Annotated in this window: 18 protein-coding genes; 9 read left to right on the top strand and 9 right to left on the bottom strand. The window is 61.8% G+C overall.

The window, feature by feature from the left end; all coding sequences use genetic code 11:
- Positions 1-63 precede the first annotated feature (63 nt).
- Positions 64-1,131, bottom strand: coding sequence for an alpha/beta hydrolase (locus ABJ363_17430; GenBank protein ID MEP4380769.1), 1,068 nt, complete (start codon positions 1,129-1,131; stop codon positions 64-66).
- 146 nt (positions 1,132-1,277) lie between these two features.
- Here ABJ363_17430 and ABJ363_17435 point away from each other — a divergent pair, with 146 nt between their 5' ends.
- From ABJ363_17435 to glnA, 3 genes are all read left to right on the top strand, one after another.
- Positions 1,278-2,456 carry a pyridoxal phosphate-dependent aminotransferase gene (locus tag ABJ363_17435; GenBank protein MEP4380770.1) on the top strand — a complete coding sequence of 393 codons (1,179 nt, stop codon included), beginning with the start codon at positions 1,278-1,280 and terminating at the stop codon, positions 2,454-2,456.
- 200 nt (positions 2,457-2,656) lie between these two features.
- On the top strand, positions 2,657-2,995 hold the full coding sequence (locus tag ABJ363_17440; protein MEP4380771.1) for a P-II family nitrogen regulator: 339 nt from the start codon (positions 2,657-2,659) through the stop codon (positions 2,993-2,995).
- 70 nt (positions 2,996-3,065) lie between these two features.
- Positions 3,066-4,475: a type I glutamate--ammonia ligase gene (glnA, locus tag ABJ363_17445; GenBank protein MEP4380772.1), complete on the top strand. Its 1,410-nt coding sequence runs from the start codon at positions 3,066-3,068 to the stop codon at positions 4,473-4,475.
- A 72-nt stretch (positions 4,476-4,547) separates the two neighbouring features.
- Here the strand turns inward: glnA and ABJ363_17450 are convergent, their stop codons facing one another.
- From ABJ363_17450 to ABJ363_17470, 5 genes are read right to left on the bottom strand one after another with little or no spacing between them, the layout of a single operon-like run.
- Complete coding sequence (locus tag ABJ363_17450; GenBank protein ID MEP4380773.1) at positions 4,548-5,006, bottom strand: ArsI/CadI family heavy metal resistance metalloenzyme; 459 nt, start codon at positions 5,004-5,006, stop codon at positions 4,548-4,550.
- Positions 5,003-5,347 (bottom strand): metalloregulator ArsR/SmtB family transcription factor, encoded by a 345-nt coding sequence (locus tag ABJ363_17455; protein MEP4380774.1) that lies wholly within the window; start codon positions 5,345-5,347, stop codon positions 5,003-5,005. The genes ABJ363_17450 and ABJ363_17455 overlap by 4 nt, the downstream gene beginning before the upstream one ends.
- 59 nt (positions 5,348-5,406) lie before the next feature.
- Positions 5,407-6,204: a DUF427 domain-containing protein gene (locus ABJ363_17460; GenBank protein ID MEP4380775.1), complete on the bottom strand. Its 798-nt coding sequence runs from the start codon at positions 6,202-6,204 to the stop codon at positions 5,407-5,409.
- Entirely contained in the window at positions 6,201-6,614 is a 414-nt protein-coding gene (locus tag ABJ363_17465) for a hypothetical protein (GenBank protein ID MEP4380776.1), read from the bottom strand. The genes ABJ363_17460 and ABJ363_17465 overlap by 4 nt, the downstream gene beginning before the upstream one ends.
- Positions 6,611-7,027 carry an acyl-CoA thioesterase gene (locus ABJ363_17470; protein ID MEP4380777.1) on the bottom strand — a complete coding sequence of 139 codons (417 nt, stop codon included), beginning with the start codon at positions 7,025-7,027 and terminating at the stop codon, positions 6,611-6,613. The genes ABJ363_17465 and ABJ363_17470 overlap by 4 nt, the downstream gene beginning before the upstream one ends.
- A gap of 132 nt (positions 7,028-7,159) precedes the next feature.
- Here ABJ363_17470 and parE point away from each other — a divergent pair, with 132 nt between their 5' ends.
- Both parE and ABJ363_17480 read left to right on the top strand, forming a co-directional pair.
- Positions 7,160-9,178, top strand: coding sequence for a DNA topoisomerase IV subunit B (parE, locus tag ABJ363_17475; GenBank protein ID MEP4380778.1), 2,019 nt, complete (start codon positions 7,160-7,162; stop codon positions 9,176-9,178).
- Between the two features lie 169 nt (positions 9,179-9,347).
- Entirely contained in the window at positions 9,348-9,938 is a 591-nt protein-coding gene (locus ABJ363_17480) for a hypothetical protein (protein MEP4380779.1), read from the top strand.
- Positions 9,939-9,944: 6 nt separating this feature from the next.
- On the opposite strand, the gene ABJ363_17485 is transcribed toward ABJ363_17480, so the two are convergent.
- Together ABJ363_17485 and ABJ363_17490 are read right to left on the bottom strand one after the other, a co-directional pair.
- Positions 9,945-10,643, bottom strand: coding sequence for an alpha/beta fold hydrolase (locus ABJ363_17485; GenBank protein MEP4380780.1), 699 nt, complete (start codon positions 10,641-10,643; stop codon positions 9,945-9,947).
- Positions 10,640-12,655, bottom strand: coding sequence for a tetratricopeptide repeat protein (locus tag ABJ363_17490; GenBank protein MEP4380781.1), 2,016 nt, complete (start codon positions 12,653-12,655; stop codon positions 10,640-10,642). Before ABJ363_17490 ends, ABJ363_17485 begins: the two co-directional genes overlap by 4 nt.
- Before the next feature lie 125 nt (positions 12,656-12,780).
- On the opposite strand from ABJ363_17490, the gene ABJ363_17495 reads away from it, so the two are divergent.
- The 3 genes from ABJ363_17495 (at position 12,781) to ABJ363_17505 (ending at position 15,206) form a co-directional block, all read left to right on the top strand.
- Positions 12,781-14,319, top strand: coding sequence for a DEAD/DEAH box helicase (locus ABJ363_17495; protein MEP4380782.1), 1,539 nt, complete (start codon positions 12,781-12,783; stop codon positions 14,317-14,319).
- Positions 14,320-14,354: 35 nt separating this feature from the next.
- Complete coding sequence (locus tag ABJ363_17500; GenBank protein ID MEP4380783.1) at positions 14,355-14,597, top strand: Lrp/AsnC ligand binding domain-containing protein; 243 nt, start codon at positions 14,355-14,357, stop codon at positions 14,595-14,597.
- A gap of 132 nt (positions 14,598-14,729) precedes the next feature.
- Positions 14,730-15,206 (top strand): DUF3237 domain-containing protein, encoded by a 477-nt coding sequence (locus tag ABJ363_17505; GenBank protein ID MEP4380784.1) that lies wholly within the window; start codon positions 14,730-14,732, stop codon positions 15,204-15,206.
- A gap of 84 nt (positions 15,207-15,290) precedes the next feature.
- On the opposite strand, the gene ABJ363_17510 is transcribed toward ABJ363_17505, so the two are convergent.
- Positions 15,291-16,637 carry a pentapeptide repeat-containing protein gene (locus tag ABJ363_17510; protein MEP4380785.1) on the bottom strand — a complete coding sequence of 449 codons (1,347 nt, stop codon included), beginning with the start codon at positions 16,635-16,637 and terminating at the stop codon, positions 15,291-15,293.
- Positions 16,638-16,794: 157 nt separating this feature from the next.
- On the opposite strand from ABJ363_17510, the gene ABJ363_17515 reads away from it, so the two are divergent.
- On the top strand, positions 16,795-17,535 hold the full coding sequence (locus ABJ363_17515) for a DUF4197 domain-containing protein (protein MEP4380786.1): 741 nt from the start codon (positions 16,795-16,797) through the stop codon (positions 17,533-17,535).
- Positions 17,536-17,546 lie beyond the last annotated feature (11 nt).

Below are 17,546 nucleotides of genomic sequence, written 5' to 3' on the forward strand. Positions count from 1 at the left end.
GTCGGCATATGATTGCCACAAAGGTCGCGGTTCCTCACCGGATATTGAACGAAAGTCCGCCGGTCATAGCTGCTCCACGAGCCAGTCCACCATGCCCGTGCGCACCTCGAAGGCCCGGTTGTGGCAGCAATGCACACCGTCCTCGACCATCCACAGCTTGCCGTTTTCAGGCAGCGCGTCGGCGATACGTTCGGCCTGGGCCGCCTTGAAGATCGCGTCATGGCGGCCATGCACGACCATCACCGGCGACCGCACATCTCCGATACAATCATCCAGCGTCGCGTCATGCACCTGGGCCAACGCACCCGCCTCATCCTCCGCACCGGTCGCCCACACGAAGCCAGCGCGGATCAACGGCGGCATGGTCGGCCAGTCACTCAGATCCCAGGCACCACCAAACACGACCGTCGCCTTGATCCGCGGGTCCACCGCCGCCTTGACCACATAGATGCCGCCCAGACTGCGGCCGATCGTGCCGATGCGTGATGCATCGACCTCGGGGTGCGCCGCCAGCGTCTCGAACGCCGCCGCGATGCACGCCTCATAGTCGGGGCCCAGCAGCAAATCGGGGTGGGCCTCCCCCTGCCCCGGCCCGTCGAAGGCGAGCACGGCCAACCCGCGCGCGACGGCGATGTCCATCACGGTTGCGAAATCTTCCTTGGTGGAATCGAGCCCCGGTACCAGCAGCACGCCCGGCACCGGGCCGTCGCGATCCGCAGGCATGCGCAGATAGGCGGGCAGCGTTGTGTCGCCGAACGGGACCGAGATGCGTTCCGCCGGCGGCGACATCAGCGGCGCGGCCTTCGCGAACGCCTCCGTCTTGCGCGCCTGCAGCTTGAACTTCAGATCCGGCAGATGGAAGGCGACAACCTGCGCGAAATGAAAACAGATCGCGGCGCGCACATATGCGGCCGCGGCGCTCAACCCGTGGCCGCGGGCTTCGCGATCGGCCCCGACCTCCAGATATCCGTCGCCGATCTCGGCCCAGGCAACCGGCCACTCGTCCCAGGTTGCGGCCCGATTGCGCACTGCCAGCGCGTCGTTGGGATCGCCCCCATCAGCAACCAGCCGCGGAATCCAGTATTTCAGGACTTCCTCATCGTCGAGCGGACGTGTTTGATCGTCGGACATGCCGTTTCTCCCCCTTGGCCTGTTTTTCAGCCGATTTCGAATTCCGATGTTTGCAGGTTCCGGGACGGCGTGAAAGCTTTTGCCCTGCAAAACCCCAACCGCCTATAGTGCGCGCCGTTTCGTGGAGCCATCAGAGCCATTCATCTATGACCAATGCACGACTGCAAACCGCCGAAAATCTGACCCGGCTCGGCACCGAGTCCGCCTTCGAGGTTCTGGCCCGCGCCGAGGGCCTCAAGGCCCAGGGGCATGACGTGATCAATCTGGGGATTGGTCAGCCTGATTTCAGCACGCCGGATCACATCGTCGAGGCCGCGGTGAAGGCATTGCGCGACGGCCATCATGGTTACACCCCCGCACCCGGCATCCTGCCGCTGCGCGAAGCCGTCGCGGCGGACATTCTTCGCCTGCGCGGCGTGGAGGTAAACCCCGACAACATCGTCTGCGTGCCCGGCGGCAAGGTCACCATGTTCTTCGCCATCATGATGTTCGGCGAGGCCGGTGCCGAGATCATGTATCCGAACCCCGGTTTCCCGATCTATGAATCCGCGATCAACTATTCCGGTGCCAAGGCCGTCCCGATCCCCCTGCTCGAGGAGAACGACTTCTCGTTCGATGCCGACGAAGTCCTTTCCCTCATCACACCCAGAACGCGGTTGATCATCATCAACACGCCGGCCAACCCCACGGGCGGCGCCGTTCCGAAGGCCGAGATGGACAAGCTCGCCGCGGGCCTCGAGAAGCATCCCCATGTCGCCATTCTGTCCGACGAGATCTACGGCCAGATGACCTATGACGGGCACGAGCATGTCAGCCTGCTGTCCTACGCGCATCTGCGCGACCGGCTGATCCTCCTCGACGGCTGGTCGAAGACCTATGCCATGACCGGCTGGCGGCTGGGCTACGCGGTGTGGCCGGAAAGCCTGGTCGATGCCGCGACACGACTGGCCATCAATTGTCATTCCTGCGTCAACGCCGGGACCCAGTTTGCCGGCATCGCCGCCCTCGAAGGCCCCCAGGATTCCGTGCACGAGATGGTGCGCGCCTTCGACGCGCGCCGACATGTGATCGTCGAGGAGCTGAATGGGATCAACGGGTTTTCATGCCGCACCCCGATGGGGGCTTTTTACGCATTTCCAAACATCTCGGGTACCGGCCAGTCGGCACGCGAGGTTCAGGACAAGTTGCTGAGCGAGGCCTATGTCGCCACGGTCGCGGGCACCAGTTTCGGCCATCTGGGCGAAGGATATGTCCGATTTTCCTATGCGAACTCGGTCGAGAACATTCAGGCGGCGCTCGAGCGTGTACGCGGGATTTACAACTAAATGACTAAATATTAGGCGTTGTGCCTATTAACGGAGCAATATCAACGCGACCGGTTGTGGCGTGGGATTATTTTTTCCTTTATTTTCAATCAATTGCACGTAGGTGCCAAGTGGCACAAACCATGCTATGCCCAATATGTCGGCGGTGCGCATTCCGCGTCCGCCGATTGAGCAAAACGGTGGAGGCACACAGGCGATAAATGAAGAAGATTGAAGCCATTATCAAACCGTTCAAGCTCGACGAAGTTAAGGAAGCGCTGCACGAAGTGGGGCTCAAAGGCATTACGGTGGTTGAGGCCAAGGGTTTCGGCCGCCAGAAAGGCCACACGGAGCTCTACCGCGGCGCGGAATATGTCGTCGACTTTCTGCCCAAAGTGAAGATCGAGATCGTCCTTGAGGATTCTCAGGTCGAACGGGCTATCGAAGCCATCCAGGAGGCAGCCCGCACGGGCCGCATCGGGGATGGCAAAATATTCGTCTCAACGATCGACGAGGCGATCCGGATTCGTACTGGTGAACGCGGTGAAGACGCCGTCTAACGGTTTTGAAGTCGAGTTAATGTTCGATCACACAGCAAAGTTTTTTCCGAAAGACAGGAGAACCTAAACAATGTCCGACATCAAAACCGTACTGGACATGATTAAAGAGAACGACGTCGAGTTCGTGGATTTTCGGTTTACCGATCCGCGCGGAAAGTGGCAGCACACCGCGCAGCACGTCTCGACGATCGATGAGGATCTGCTGACCGATGGCATCATGTTCGACGGTTCGTCGATCGCCGGCTGGAAGGCAATCAATGAATCCGACATGATTCTCATGCCGGACCTCGACTCCGCCGTCATGGACCCGTTCACCGCCCAGCCGCAGTTGATCTTGTTCTGCGACGTCCTGGAGCCCGCGACCGGCGAGCCCTACACGCGCGATCCGCGCGGCACGGCGAAACTCGCGCTGGCCTACCTGGCGTCCAGCGGCGCGGGTGACGCAGCCTATTTCGGGCCCGAAGCCGAATTCTTCGTGTTCGATGACGTGCGCTACGAAGCCTCGATGAACCGCAGCTTCTACGAAGTCGACAGCGAAGAAGGCCCGTACAATTCGGGCACGGAATTCCCCGAGGGCAATATGGGCCATCGCCCGGGCGTCAAGGGCGGTTACTTCCCCGTGGCACCTGTCGATTCCATGACCGATATCCGGGCCGAGATGGTCACCACGGCACTCGCCATGGGAATCGCGATGGAGAAGCATCATCACGAAGTTGCCCCCAGTCAGCATGAGCTCGGACAGAAGTTCGACACGCTTCTGCGCGCCGCGGACCAGATGCAGATCTACAAGTATGTGGTCCACAACGTCGCCGCCCAGTACGGCAAGACGGCCACGTTCATGCCGAAGCCGATTGCCGGCGACAACGGGTCGGGCATGCATGTCCATCAGTCGGTCTGGAAGGACGGTAAGTCGGCCTTCGCCGGTTCGGGTTATGCCGACCTGTCGGATACCTGCCTCTACTACATCGGCGGCATCATCAAACACGCCCGCGCGCTGAACGCATTCACCAATGCGAGCACGAACAGCTACAAGCGTCTGGTCCCCGGCTTTGAAGCCCCAGTCCTCCTCGCCTATTCCGCGCGCAACCGTTCGGCCTCCTGTCGTATCCCTTATGCGACGAGCCCCAACGCCAAACGCGTCGAGGTGCGTTTCCCCGATCCCACGGCGAACCCGTATCTGGCCTTCTCGGCCATGCTCATGGCCGGACTGGACGGGATCGAGAACAAGATCCATCCGGGCGACCCGATGGACAAGGATCTCTACGACCTGCCGCCCGAGGAACTCGAGGGTGTGCCGACGGTCTGCAGCTCGCTGGGCCAGGCGCTCGAGGCGCTGAACGCGGACCGCGACTTCCTCAAGAAGGGCGACGTGTTCACCGACGATCAGATCGACGGTTACATCGCATTGAAACAGGAAGAGCTGACCAACTTCATGCAGTCGCCGCATCCGGTCGAATATGAGATGTATTACTCGGTCTAGTTCAAGCCGACATCAAACGACGAAGGCCCCGCCGACAGGCGGGGCCTTTATCTTTTCGGGACGGCGCGCCGGTCAGTCCGGAACGCAGCATGTGCCCGCGCTGGCCTGATGCGTCATGTCCGGCATGCCCGCAGCGCCGGCGGGCGTGTCCAGGCCGTGATAGGTGTCGGACTCACCAAACGTGAAGAAGGTTTCCCACGGCACGTTGTCGGGATCCGTGAACCACGCCTTGTCGGAATTCGCATAGCAACAGGTGGTCCCGTCTTCGTCGGTCCGGCCCAGCGGCGCACGGGCGTCCTCGCTCCGAAACGCTTCGAACTCTTCCTTGGTATCGAAGTGGAATCCGAGATGCTCGATGCCGGACGCGTGGCCGGGTTCGTTCGAGATCGCGAAATTCACCTGGGGATCGTCGAGCAGCCACTTGGCATAGTCGTCCTTGCGCACGTCGGGCGCCTGGCCGAAGAACTTGCTGTAGTAGGCCACGCTCGCCTCGACATCCGCGACGCGGGAATGCACATGAAGCCGTTTCATTGAATCTCTCCTTTGCCCGCAACCGTGTCGCGAGACGTCTGTGTGATCGTGATATCGGTTCCCAGGCAGCAATTTTCGCCCAGGAAGCCTACCAGCGCGTTCATGGCGTTATAGTTGGCGATGTAGATGATCGAGCGCCCTTCGCGCCGTGACGTAATCAGCCCCGCCTCACGCAAATGGCGCAGATGGAACGACAAGGTCGGCAGGGGCAGGTCGATGGTCCGGCCGATCTCTCCGGCCGGCAGCCCGCCAGGCCCCGCCGTCACGAGAAGGCGAAAAACCTCCAGGCGCGTTTCCTGGGCCAGACCGGCCAATTGTTCGACGGCGTTTTTTATTTTCATATTTCCATAATTATGAAAATAATTACGAGAGTCAACCCGGCGCCGATCAAATCAGAGGGCTAGGACCATTTGGTTTTGGGCTTCTCCCGCTCAACACCGTCCACAAAGACCGCATCCACCCTCTCGTTGTAGAAGCAGAGATAGTCCTTGATGCGGGCGCTCTCATGCACCGGGTCCCGGTAGAACCAGACGATGTCCTCGAAGGTTTTCGCCCCCACCTGGACATGGTGATAACTGGCCGTGCCCTTGTAGGGGCAATTCGTCGCCGTGTCGGACGGGCGCAGCTCGGCGATCACGTCGTCGCGCGGAATGTAATAGCGTGTCGGCAGCCCGGTCTCGAACAGGAAACGCGCGCGGGTCGTCTCGGCGACGGTGATACCGCCCAATTCAATGCGCACGGGGCGCGAGCTGTCGAGGATATCGATGCGCACCTTCGGGCTGCGGGCATGCACGAAGACCTCTTCATCTTCCTCATGCCACGCGTCCATCTTGTTCCAGTAGAAGGCGATGTAATCCTTCAGCCCCGCCGCTTCGTCGAACGGCAGCTCATAGCTCCACACCGCATTCTCCGCCGTCTTCCCGCCCGCGTTCACGGTGAAATAACTGGCGTCGCCCTTGAACGGGCAATGGGTCGAATGATCCGTGCGTGTCATCAGTTCCATCGCCGCGTCCTTACGGGGCAGGTAGTAGACCGGCACATGGCCGCGTTCATAAACAATCATGCCGTTCGTGGTGTCGACGATCGTCTCCCCGCCGAAGCTGACGCGGATGCGTTTCGGGCTCGGTTCGTATGTGACGAAATGCTCGGGCTTGTCCTTGTAGCCGGGCGCCGGGCCGGCTGTCGCGGTTGAGGTCATGACGCACCGCCACCGGATTTGCGCGATTTCCCCGTTACCAGATCGACGATCAGTTCCACCCCGCCAAGACCGTGCACCTTGTCGTTCGCCCGCAAGCGGACTTCCTTTGTCCCGGCCGGTATTCGCACGCCGGACAGGCTGCGGGTGAAGGGCTGTTCGTTGACATGGGGGTGGGCGAGTTCACGGGTCGCGATGACCGCACCGTCCATGCGTACCACTTCCCACCGATTGGCATAGTGATCCCAACCCTCATCCGCATGGCGTACCGTGACATTGAAGCTGTAGGTGCTGCCGCTGCGCACCGCGACCGCGGTCACATCTGCCTCTCCCGCCATAGCCGCATCACTGAAGGCCGCGAGCCCAAGGATCGCGCCCACCAGAATTGCAGCGATTCCAGATTTACGTGTCATGCGCTCAAGGTCTCCTGTTCAATCTCGCGGGGTCGTCCGTCCGGTCCTATTGCCACATAGGTGAACACGCCTTCGGTCACTTTTTCGCGCACGAAACTATCGCGGCGTAGCGTCCAGACCTCGATCAGGAAGGTCATCGACGTCCGGCCGACCCGCTCGATCTCCGCATAGCAGGACACAACGTCTCCCACCTGGACAGGTTTCTTGAAGGTCATGGACTCGATGGCAATGGTCACCGTCCGGCCGCCCGAGTGGCTGCGTGCCGCGATTCCCCCCGCGATATCCATCTGAGAGAGCAGCCAGCCACCGAAAATATCGCCGTTCGGGTTGGTGTCGGCGGGCATGGCGGCGGTCTGGATGAACAATTCACCCCTTGGTTCTTCGCCGGTCTTTTCGTTGTCTGCGTTGTTCATTGTCACCTCACCTGCGAATCATCACATATTGCCCACGGTCGTCACCATCCCGAATTTCGCCGATTTTACTTGAGAATCCGGTGGCAGGGGGCGCACGACGTACATTCAGGACTTTCTTTAACCGAGGCCACCGTGGCACGCGCGAAACGCAAAACCGAAGATCCGGGATTATTTGACGAGGGCCCATCCGGCGGCGGCGATTATACCGCACAGGATATCGAGGTCCTCGAGGGTCTCGAACCCGTGCGCCGGCGCCCCGGCATGTATATCGGCGGCACCGACGAGCGCGCGCTGCATCACCTGGCTGCGGAAATCCTCGACAACGCCATGGATGAGGCCGTCGCCGGCCATGCCGACCGCATCGAGATGCACCTCAACGCAGACGGTTCGCTGGCGATCACCGACAATGGCCGCGGCATCCCCATCGATCCGCATCCCAAATACAAGAGCAAATCGGCGCTGGAGGTCATTCTCACGACGCTGCACTCGGGCGGCAAGTTCGACGGCAAGGCATATCAGACTTCCGGCGGCCTGCACGGCGTCGGCCTGAGCGTTGTCAACGCGCTCGCGTCCACCCTGCGTGTCGAGGTAGCACGCGACAAGGAGCTCTGGGCCCAGGAGTATTCGCAAGGCAAACCGACCGGCAAACTTAAGAAACTGAAGGCCGTCCAGAATCGCCGCGGCACCACCGTGACCTTCCTGCCCGATCCGGAAATCTTCGGCAAAACAGCGCGCTTCAGCGCTGAACGCCTGCATGAAATGGCCAAGTCCAAGGCCTATCTGTTCCGCGGCGTCGAAATCCGCTGGTCATGCGACGCCGAAGTCGCGACCGCCGGCGGTGTCCCCGAGGCCGAAAGCTTCCAGTTTCCCGATGGCATTCTCGACTATCTGCGCTCGACCGTGGGCGAACGTCCGCTGGTGGGAGCCGATATCTTTGCCGGGCGCGCCGACCTGAACGGCTCCACGGGACGGATCGAATGGGCCGTCTGCTGGCCGGCCGACGGCGAAGGCTTTGTCAGCGCCTACTGCAACACGGTTCCCACGCCCGAGGGCGGCAGCCATGTCGCGGGCATCCGGGGCGCCCTGACTCGCGGCCTCAAGGGGTACGGCGAGCTCACCAACAATCGCAAGGCAAGTCAGCTGACGTCCGACGACATCGCCGATGGCGCCGCCATAGTCCTGTCGCTGTTCATCTCCGAGCCGCAATTCCAGGGCCAGACCAAGGAAAAGCTTTCGATGCCCGAGGCGGCGCGGATCGTCGAGGCGCAGATCAAGGACCATTTCGACCACCATCTTTCGAATGACCGGCAGAATGCGGACGCCCTGCTGGAATGGGCGATCGAGCGGGCCGAGGAACGCAAACGCCGGCGCGAAGACCGGGCGATGAAACGCAAGACCGCCGGGCGCAAGTCCCGCCTGCCCGGCAAGCTCGCAGATTGCACACGCAGCAGCGCGGACGGCACGGAAATATTCCTCGTCGAGGGCGACAGCGCCGGCGGGTCGGCCAAACAGGCGCGCAGCCGCGCCACCCAGGCCATTCTCCCGCTGCGCGGCAAAATCCTGAACGTGGCCAGCGCGTCGGCCGACAAGCTGCGGGGCAACCAGGAACTGAGCGATCTGACCCAGGCGCTCGGCTGCGGGTCGGGCAAAACCTTCGATCTGTCGAAGCTGCGCTACGAGCGCGTGGTGATCATGACCGATGCCGACGTTGACGGCGCCCATATCGCCTCGCTGCTGATGACCTTTTTCTATCGCGAGATGCCGGAACTGGTGACCAGCGGACATCTCTACCTCGCGGTCCCGCCGCTATACCGTCTCGCCAAGGGCGGTGACGTGGTCTACGCGCTGGACGATGCCGACCGGGAGCGCCTGATGGCGGAGCATTTCTCGGGCGGCGGCAAGGTCGAGATCAGCCGCTTCAAGGGCCTGGGCGAGATGCCCCCCGCGCAGCTGCGCGAGACGACCATGGACCCGGAGAAACGCCAGTTGATCCAGGTTGCGCTGTCGAGCGCCACGGACGCCGACAATTCGCGCGCGCGCGACGCCAAGGATACCGCACAGCTGGTTGAACAGTTGATGGGCCGCAAGGCGGAGCTGCGTTTCCGGTTCATTCAGGACAACGCCAAATTCGTGTCGGAACTCGACGTCTAGGCGAGCGCGACGAGCCTCACGCGGCGCCCATCACGCAGATGTTCCCGGCCGCAATTTGGCCAAAATTCCATCCGACACTACATATGCAAACGGCCTAGGCCGTATTTGCCGCTTGCCCGGCAGCAACGAAGCCGTCTTGGATGAACATCTCAGACCCGGAGTTTCGATAATGCCCAGCAAGCCCCGTTTCCCGATAAATATCCCGCTCACCGCCGCCGCGCTGGCGGTGCTGACCGCGTGCACCGGTGTGACCGTGTCGCGCGTCGACCATGCCAACCAGTACAGCCCCTTCGAGGCCACGGCGGCCGGCGGCGGCGACCGGCAAATACAACTCGTGGTGTTCGGCAATCCTTTTGATATCCCGCAGGCACAGCTGGAAAAGGCCGTGAGCGACGCCATGCAGGCCAATGCGTTCGGTGTCCCGATCAACTTCGCCATCAACCCGGAGAATCCCGATCCCAGCCGACCCTTCCGTGTCGTACTCGCATTCAACCCGGACGCCGTCCGCGACCCCGGCGATTTGTGCGCCGCGGACGACGGCCCCGAATCCGCCGCGCCCCGCGACGGCAGGTTGACCATCATGGGCGCGTTCTGCTCGACGGATTCCTATCTCAGCCACGCCATCGCGCGTGCCGACGACGTTACCGGAACCGACAGCGAGGCCTTCGGCGACATGATTTTCCAGCTGAAAACTTCGCTCTTTCCGAGCCGGAACCCCAACGATCAGTCGGCCGGAGATCCCCCGCTCCCGGCGTTCTAGGCACGCCTAGTCATATGTCAGCCACTGGCGCATCAGCGCCGTGGCCGCCTGGGGCCTTTCCATCGTCGAAAGATGGCCGCAATCCTCGATCACGGCGAGGCGTGAACCGGGTATCCCGGCGGCCATTTCCGCCGCATGCTCGAGCGGCGTGAGTGCGTCCTGACGCCCGCACATTACCAGCGTCGGAACTCCGTATTCGATGAGGAAAGGCCGGCTGTCACGGCGCCCCATAATGGCATGTTGTTGCCGGGTAAATCCTTCCGAACCAACATGTTCTGCCATTTTTTTAATTTCATCTGTCAGTGCGGTTTCAGACAAACGGGCTTCGTGGACGAGGATCGGCAAGAGCCGGTCGGTCACACCGCGAAACTTGCCGTATTTGCTCATGTCGATCAGCTGTCCGCGGCGCACCCGTTGTTCGGGTGTGTCCGACCGTGCAGAGGTATCGATCAGCGCCAGCCTGGTCACCCGCCCGGGCGCACGGCGCATGATCGCGTGGGCCACGTATCCGCCCATGGAAAGCCCTGCCAGTGCGAATTTGTCGGGCGCAGCGGCCAGCACATTGTCTGCCAGTTCATCCATCGATTCCGCGCCCGTGATATCGGCCACCATACATTCGGCGATATCGGCGAGATGCTCGGTCTGATGCGCCCATAGCCGTGCATCGCACAGCAACCCCGGAATCATCACAAGGTTCATGGTCATCCTGTATTCTCCATCGGCACGAGGCGTCCGGGCATGAGGGCGCCCGCCACATGGGCGCGCCAAAGCGATTTGTAGACCCGTTCGAGTTTCCGCGCGAATGCGTCGCCGGCGTCTACCGTCTCGACAGCAGAGCGCAACACGGACCCGTAATCTATCAACGGATCAGCGCCGGTTGCCAGATTCACGGCCTTCTCGACATACGCCGCAGGGCTCTCGGTGACCAGGTCGCCAATCCCGTAGGCCTTGCAAAGACTCGCGCCGACCCGCGCCGGCATGGCCGCGCCGGCACATGTCAGCACCGGTACTCCCTGAGCAATCGCGTCCGCGGCCGTCGAATGGGCGCCATAGACGAACGTGTCGAGAAACAGATTTGCATGCCGGTGCCGGGCCAGATGATCGGGCATGGCCGGCGCAGTCGGCGCGAACACAAGGCGCGACGGGTCAACGCCCGCGGCCCGGGCTGCGCCCCTGAGGTTCTGCGAGCTCGAAGCGGCGTGTTCGCGCAACCAAAGGACCGCCCCATCGACCCGCGCGAGGATTTCCATCCACGCCGCGAAGGTTCCCGCATCGACCTTGGGGGAAGCGTTGAACGCACAGAAGACGAAGCCTTCTTCCGGCAGGCCGTGGGCCGCGCGGTTATCGCTTTTGACCGCGGCAACATCGAACCGGTTGAGCGGCATGAAGCTTCCGGGCAGATATGCGACGGCCTCGGCAAAACCCCCGACAGCGCCGGGCGGCAACACGACATCGTCGGCCAGCAAAACATCGTTGAGGCCGCCGGATGAACCGCAATAACCGAGCCAACCGATCTGTAACGGTGCGGCGCGGGCAGCCAGTATCTCGGGCCGGGCGCCAAGCGTGAAACCGCCCAGTTCGACCAGTATGTCAGTTCCCGCCTCGCGAATGCGCGCCGCGGCATCGCCGGGCGCAACCCGCGAGAGATCCTCGACGCGTGCCACGCCGTCCAAGATCACCTGCTGCACGTCGCTGCCATCGGGCGGTGCCAGCGCGAACGCGGTAACTTCGAACCCGGCCGCGTCGTGGCGCGGCAGCAGATCCGCCAATAGCCGCCCCACCGGGTGGTGACCGAGATCGGCAGACAGATATCCCAGACGCAATGGCGCGCCGTCAGGTCTCGCCGCAGCGGGAATGCGCTCGCGAAGCACAACCGACTTCCGGGTGACCGTGGCCCGGGCGTCGCTCACACTGTTCAGTGCGGCTTGGTCAAAGGGCAAATAAAGCGCGATCAGCGGCGACAATTCGGAAAGGACGTCCGGGTCCGCACCAAGCAGGCGTTCGAAATTCACAATCAGCTTGGGGTGGTCCTGCCAGTCACAGGCATGGAGCGACGCATAGAATAACTGCGCGGCAGCCCGTACAAAGCCCGGATCGAGCCTCAAAGCCGCCCGAAATCGTGCGCCGGCGGCCGCATAGTCATGCAATGCGGTCAGCGTCACACCGAGGCTGTGCTGTATTTCGGGGTCATCGGGCGAGACCTCGACCGCCGCTTCCAGTGTTTCTCGCGACGCCTCCAGGCGGTCGGCCTGGCGATACAGGTTTCCCAGATTGGCCAGCGCATGTGCATGCCCCGGCGCAAGCTGGCGCGCCGTCTCCAGATGTTCGATCGCATCGTCCCGACGGCCGGCCAACGCCAACGCACCCGCGAGATTGAATTCGAGCTCCGCATCGCCGGGATTATTCTGTCGGGCGGTTTCATACGCCGAAACGGCGCCGCCGATGTCGCCGATGTCGAGGCGCAGTTTGGCCAGATTGGCACGTATCCGACCGTCCGCCGGTGCCAGCGCGACAGCCCGTTCAAGCAACGCCAACCCCTCCTCCGGCGCGCCGCACTGGGCGCGCAGGATCCCCTTGAGTTGCAGAACTTCGGCGTTTTCAGGATCGATCGCGAGGACGGAATCATAAAGCTGAGCGGCAGCATCAAGTGCACCGTCGCGATGCTTCAGCCGGGCATCGGCGACAAGCTCATCCAGTTCACTGCGAGGATCGTCCATTACGCCCTTCTTTCAGAATCGATCCCCGCTTGCAACAACCAATGGAAATGCTGGACTTTCAAGCGCTTCGCGCCCATTTTCCGCACAACACGCGCCAACGCGCGATTTCAACACAGACGAGCAATATGAAATTTGACGAAATGGGTCTCAGCGACCCGCTATTAAACGCTATTGGGTCAGCGGGTTACGAGAACCCCACACCGATCCAGGCGGAAGCCATTCCCCATCTCTTGATGGGACGCGACATCATCGGTATCGCCCAGACGGGCACCGGCAAGACGGCGAGTTTCACCTTGCCGATGATCGAAATTCTCTCCACGGGCCGCGCCCGTGCGCGGATGCCCCGGAGCCTGATTCTGGAGCCGACCCGCGAACTCGCGGCACAGGTCGCCGAAAACTTTGAAGTTTACGGCAAGAACCACAAACTCAGCATGGCGCTGTTGATCGGCGGCGTGTCGTTCTCCGACCAGGAAGACAAACTCGACCGCGGGGTCGATGTGCTGATCGCAACACCGGGACGCCTGCTCGACCATTTCGAGCGGGGCAAGGTGCTGCTGGCAGATATCCGGGTCCTGGTCGTCGACGAGGCCGACCGGATGCTCGACATGGGCTTCATTCCCGACGTCGAGCGCATCATCAAGCTGCTGCCGCAAATCCGGCAAACGGCGATGTTCTCCGCCACGATGCCTTCGGAAATCAAACGGCTGACCGACGCCTACATGATGAGCCCGCGTACGGTGCAGGTCGATGCCCAGGCCTCGGCGGCCGATACGGTGACCCAGGGCCTCCTGCGCGTCAGCGGCGGCTTCAAGGAAAAGCGCGCGGCATTGCGCAAGCTGATCCGCGACAGCGGCGTGAAGAACGCGATTGTCTTCTGCAACCGCAAACGCGACGTGGCCACGCTCGAAAAATCGCTCCGCACCCACGGTTTCAACGCCGCCGGCCTGCACGGCGATATGCACCAGAGCGCGCGCATGGAGACGTTGGCGAAGTTCCGCGACGGCGAAATCGAGTTGCTCGTGGCGAGCGACGTGGCCGCCCGGGGTCTCGACATTCCCAATATGAGCCATGTCTTCAATTTCGACGTCCCGATGCATGCCGAGGACTATATTCATCGCATCGGCCGCACCGGCCGCGCCGGCAAGGAAGGCCATGCCTATACGCTGGCGACCCGCGACGACGCCAAGTTCCTGAGCGGTGTCGAACGAATGCTCGGCAAACCGATCCCGCCCATCGCCGACGCGGACGGCCGATCCGCCGGTGGTCAATCGGCCGACAAGCCACAGGGCGACAAGGATCAAGCGGAGACCCGGGACGCGAAGGCTTCGGAAAGCCCGGAAGAGAAGACCGAAGCGCCGCGGCGCCGGCGTCGCAGCCGACGCAAGGCGGAACCGGAAAGCCAGACCGAGGCCGAGAGCGAGCCGCAGGACGCCAAGGAAGCCGACGCACCGCGCAAACCCCGTGAGCCGCGCAACGCACGCGAGCCCCGCAATGCCCGTGAACCGCGCAAGGCGCGCGAGCCCAGAGAACCCCGTGAGCCGGTGCGCAGTGACACGTCACGCGACGAGCCGGCCAGAGCGCCGCGCAAACGCGACGACGATCATGTCGAAGACGGCGGTCCGGCTTTCGGGAATGATGAAACACCGGCGTTTCTTTTGCGCTAGACTTCCGGCCCGCTTCCGCAACGAACGACAGTGTGATGCAAACGATCTTTGTTCAGGTGAAATGCGAACTCGGCCGGGCGTATGACGTTGCCGATGAGGCGTCGCTGAGTATCGACCAGGTCTCCGAGGTGTATTCGACCTCGGGCCAGTTCGACCTTCTGATGAAATGCTATCTCGCCGATGAGACCGACATTGGCCATTTCGTGACCAGTAATATCCAGACGCTGCCCGGCGTCGCCGACACCTTCACGACCATCACGTTCAAGGCATTCACCTGATCCCGTAGCAGCCGTCCGGCATCCCGCGCCGGAAGCTCTGTTGACCGGCAGCGCCCGTTCGAGCCCGGCATCGGCATTCAGCATCACGGCGCTGCACCGGTCGGCCTTTCTCCACCACGACGGATCATTCTCATGAGCGAAATCGAACTCCCGGAACTTCGAGGCGAGCATCTCTTCACCGCAAAATTCGATGTGGCGACACCGACCGTTCTCGAAAATACCCCCTACGGCACACGCATCATTGCAGGCATCAATGGCGGCTCGTTCGAAGGTCCCAAGATGAACGGGAGCGTTGCACCGATCCCGGCCGGCGACTGGATCCTGATCCGCAATGACGGCGCCTGGCAGATGGATGTCCGCCTGACCCTCGTGACCGACGACGACCATCATATTTTCATGACCTATCGCGGTGTGCGCCATGGGCCGAAGGAAGTTCTCGATCGTCTGTCCAAGGGTGAGCCCGTGGATCCGTCGGAGTATTACTTCCGCAACACGCCCTGGTTTGAAACCGGGTCGGAGAAATATGGCTGGCTGAACCGTATTGTCGCTGTCGCCACGGGGCATCGGTTCCCAGAGGGACCGACCTACAAGGTCTACGAAATTCTGTAGCGTCGGCAACTATCCGGCAGACCGTTCAGACGAGCCGACAAGTCGCCGGTGCGGTGCGCCGATGCCCGGCACCCGGGTGCGGGGTCATGCCCCGACAGCAACATCCAGTTGCTCGGGCTCGGTGCCGGCAGCAGGCTCGGATTCGCGAATGACGTTATCCATTTTCGCGTTATCGAGATTGGTGTCGGTCATATCCGCGCCGGCGATCAGCGCACCGTCGAGATCCGCGTTGCTGAGGTCCGCGCCGGTCAGATCGGCCCCTCGCAAATCGGCATTGTTCAGGCGGGCGTTACCGAGATCCGCCTCCGCCAGGTTCGCACCCGCCAGATTGGCGCCCGTCAGGTTCGCCGGCCACAACCGACCGGTTTTCTCGCCGCTGGCATCCTTGAGTTGAACCGCGAGAAGGCGCGCGCCATGCAAATTGGCGTTTCGAAGATCCGCGCTCTCAAGATTCGCACCTTCCAACAACGCATCCGAAAGATCGGCCCCCGCCAGTTTGGCGCCCGACATCTCGCTCATCACGAACCGGCATGACTGGAGATTGGCACCATTCATCAACGTGTCCTTCAGGACCGCGCCGCTCATATCCTCGTCCGGCAGGTCAATGCGTTCGATATCACTATCTGTCAGGTCCGCGCGGGCACCCGTTTGACCGCCACTTTCAATCCATTCGAAATGGCGTTTCAGAATAAGCTGGATGTCCGCCGGGAATTCCGATTTCGGCCGCGATATGTTCGCACCGGTCACATTCGCGCCCGCAAGATCGACCCCATCGAGGTTGGCTTCATTCAGGTCGGCATTCGTCAGGTCGGTGCCGTTGAGGACGACGCCTGACAGATCAGCGCCGACGAGGCTCGCCCCGTTGAGGTTGGTATTGCTGAGATTCGCTCCCTTCAGAACCGCGCCGTCCAGGCTTGAGCCGCGCATGTTGCCGTTCGAAAGATTCGTGCCGTTCATCTGAGCGCCACGCATGCTGGAGTGGTTCATCGACGACCCGGTCAGGTCAGCACCCGAAATGTTCGCGTTGTCGAGATTGGCATGATCGAGAACCGCGTTGGTCAGCGCCGCTTCGGCGGCATCGCCGCCCAGCATCAACGCGCCACCGCGCAGATCAGCACTCACAAGGCTCGCACCCTCGAGAACGACACCGCGCAGATTAGCCCCGCGAAGGTCGGAATGATCGAGCTTGCACTGGGACATGTCGGCGCCGTTGAGCATCACCGAAAACATATCGCAGTAGCTCAAATCCGCCTGGCGAATCGAGCAATTCGACATGTTCGCACCGGCGAGTTTGGCCTTCTTCAGGTTCACCCTGTCGAGCTTGTAATTGCGGAGATCACGCAACGAGAGATCGGCCGGCTGGCCGCCCTTCAGGCCTTTGACCCAAAGAATATGGCGCTTGATGATTTCTGGGATTTCCAGCGTCCGCATAAGCCGTTTCCGCAACAAGGGTTTCTAGCCCTACGAGACTAGGCGGAAATGGTTAACGGACCGTTCAGGTAAGTTTATCCCGGCGATCAATTCCGCACGAAGCCGGGTGCTTGCGCTAGGGTGCAGCTCCACCAACCAGAATCGAAAAGACGTGACGATGAAATCTCTGATATCCGTGCTGACGATCGTCGTCTTTCTGACCCTTCCGGTCGGAATCGCCGTTGCCCAGATGGATTTCCTGAAGCGCGGCAAAGACCTTCTGCGTGAACTCCCGGGCGGACAAGACACACAGCAGCTGAGTAATTCGGAAATCGGTGCCGGTCTGCGGGAAGCCCTGAAAGTGGGTGCGGAGCGGGTCGTTGGCCAGGTTGGTGCAACCGACGGTTTCAATGCCGACCCGGCCATTCATATCCCGCTCCCGGAGAGCCTGCAGAAAGTCCAGAGCACGCTGTCTCGGGTCGGCCTTTCATCCATGACCGACGACCTGGAACTGCGCTTGAACCGGGCGGCAGAAGCCGCCTCTCCCGAAGCCCAGACGGTGTTCTGGCAGGCCATCGATGAAATGACATGGGAGGATGTTCGCGAAATTTACGGTGGTCCGGATGATGCGGCGACCCGGTATCTTGAACGGACCATGTCATCGCGACTGGTCACGCGCATGAGACCCATCGTCGACAGCAGTCTGGCGGAGGTCGGTGCCATACGCGCCTATAATCAGGCCATGGGACGTTACAAGGCGGTGCCGTTTGTTCCCGATGTCAAAGCCGACCTGACCCAGCATGTTCTGGAGCGCGCCCTGAAAGGTCTGTTCCTGTATCTGGCGCAGGAAGAAGCCGCCATCCGGCAGAACCCGGCCAAGCAGACGACGGAACTGTTGAAGAAAGTGTTCGGGACCTAGGAAGAGGCCGG

The sequence above is a fragment of the Alphaproteobacteria bacterium genome (assembly GCA_039980135.1).
In the GTDB taxonomy this organism is placed as follows: Bacteria; Pseudomonadota; Alphaproteobacteria; order UBA6615; family UBA6615; genus UBA8079.